Source organism: Amycolatopsis sp. NPDC003861 (assembly GCF_053605405.1).
Genome location: NZ_JBSGJD010000502.1, coordinates 1 through 1,818 on the forward strand (window position 1 = coordinate 1; position 1,818 = coordinate 1,818).

Consider the following 1,818-nt stretch of genomic DNA (forward strand, 5'->3'; position numbering starts at 1 on the left):
GCAAAACCCCAACCTACATTTTGTGTGTGGTTTTAAGAGGTGTCAAATTCGCGCCCGGCCGCGGAGGCGGCCGCGGCGCCGGTGCCCGGGGAAACCTGGGCCCGGCGCCTGGACGGCGCGACCGAGATCGAACAGGAAAGCGCGCTCGTCGACCTGGTGCTCGGTGGCGTCGCCGCCGTGCTGGGGCACGCGGCCGGAGCCGAGCTGGACGCCGAGTCGGCGTTCAAGGAGCTCGGGTTCGACTCGCTGACCGCGGTCGAACTGCGCAACCGGCTGAGCCGCGCGACCGGGCTGCGCCTGCCCGCGACGGTGGTCTTCGACTACCCGAAGCCCGCGGTGCTGGCCCGGCACCTGCGGGCCGAGCTCTTCCCCGGTGGCCGCGACGAACCGGCCGGCGAGCCGGGTGAAGACGAGCTCCGGCGGGTGCTGGCCGCCACCCCGCTGAGCCGGTTCCGGGACGCCGGGGTCCTGGACGCGCTGCTCCGGCTGGCCGGCCCGGACGGCGCGGAAGCGGCCGGGCCGGCGGACGACGAGTTCGACGCGATGGACGCGGCCGACCTCGTGCACCAGGCGCGGCGCAGCGCCGGGCTGTGACCCGGCGAGCCCCGGACCAGACGCGGAGTACGGAGAAGCGGAATGCCCACGTCCCACGAAGAACTCGTCGAAGCCCTGCGGACCTCCCTCAAGGAGAACGAACGGCTCCGCAAGCGCGCCACCGGGCAGCCGGGACCGGACGAGCCGATCGCCGTCGTCGGCACGGCGTGCCGGTTCCCCGGCGGGGTCGCGTCGGCGGCCCAGCTGTGGGAGCTGGTCGCCGGCGGAACCGACGCCATCGGCCCGTTCCCGGACGACCGCGGCTGGGACGTGGAGCGGCTGTTCGACCCGGATCCCGGGCAGGCCGGCAAGTCCTACGTCCGTGAAGGCGGTTTCCTCGGCGACGCCGCGGACTTCGACCCGGCGTTCTTCGGCATCAGCCCCCGCGAGGCCCTGGCGATGGACCCGCAGCAGCGAGTGCTCCTCGAGGTCGCGTGGGAGACCTTCGAGGACGCCGGTCTCGATCCCGCCGCCTTCGCGGGCAGCGCCGTGGGCTGCTACGCCGGTGTCATCAACCAGGAGTACGCCGTCAGCACCCGAGCCGGGGTGGAGGAGCTCGACGGGTACCGGCTGACCGGCAACGCGGGCAGTGTGGCTTCGGGCCGGGTGGCGTATTCGCTCGGGTTCGAGGGTCCGGCGTTGACGGTGGACACGGCGTGTTCGTCGTCGCTGGTGGCGATTCACCTGGCGGCGCAGGCGTTGCGGCGGGGTGAGTGTTCCCTGGCGCTGGCCGGTGGCGTGACGGTGATGGCGACGCCGAGCCTGTTCGTCGACTTCTCGCGGCAGCGCGGCCTGGCACCGGATGCCCGGTGCAAGGCGTTCGGGCGGGACGCGGACGGCACGAGCTTCAGCGAAGGCGCCGGATTGGTGTTGCTGGAACGGTTGTCGGTGGCCCGGGAACGGGGACATCGCGTGCTGGCGGTGGTCCGGGGTTCGGCGGTGAACCAGGACGGGGCGTCCAATGGCCTGACCGCGCCGAACGGCCCGTCGCAGCAGCGGGTGATCCGGGCGGCGCTGGCGAGCGCCGGACTGTCCACTTCGGACGTCGATGCGGTGGAAGCCCACGGTACCGGGACTTCGCTGGGGGACCCGATCGAGGCACAGGCCCTGCTGGCCACCTACGGGCAGGACCGGGCCGAGCCGTTGTGGCTCGGGTCGGTGAAGTCGAACATCGGCCACACCCAGGGCGCCGCGGGCGTGGCCGGGGTGATCAAGATGATCGAG

General features: G+C 72.7%; 2 protein-coding genes. Both read left to right on the forward strand.

Annotated features, from left to right (window positions below):
- Positions 1-39: 39 nt before the first annotated feature.
- A complete protein-coding gene (locus ACWEVN_RS47775) occupies positions 40-594 on the forward strand; it encodes an acyl carrier protein (protein ID WP_452055699.1) in 555 nt (184 codons plus the stop codon).
- Between the two features lie 75 nt (positions 595-669).
- A partial coding sequence (locus ACWEVN_RS47780; protein ID WP_452055700.1) for a beta-ketoacyl synthase N-terminal-like domain-containing protein occupies positions 670-1,818 on the forward strand: 1,149 nt, incomplete at its 3' end.